At 37.3% G+C, this 241-nt stretch carries 1 pseudogene; it reads left to right on the plus strand.

Going from position 1 to position 241, the window contains the following annotated elements:
- Positions 1–241 (plus strand): annotated as a pseudogene (locus SB717_RS39075) (tetratricopeptide repeat protein); the annotation flags it as partial.

Genomic DNA, 241 nt, shown 5'->3' on the forward strand with positions numbered 1-241 from the left:
CAAGCTATTATTATCACGTTTGCCAGCCTATTTTAGTAATTCAATATGCAACTAGAGCAAGGAATACATTTGAAGGGTTGTACGGGTATAGCAGGAAGGTGGCAGCATGTGACAATGTTCTGGGTTTAGCATGTGTAAAGCTAAATGAATTTGAACAAGCAGAAGTTTATTTCATGTCGTCTCTGGATATTTTGAAAAAGCAGAATGAAGAGGAGCTAATGTTACGAGTTCGACATAGTTT

Source organism: Priestia sp. SIMBA_032 (genome assembly GCF_046535215.1).
GTDB classification, from domain to species: Bacteria; Bacillota; Bacilli; order Bacillales; family Bacillaceae_H; genus Priestia; species Priestia aryabhattai.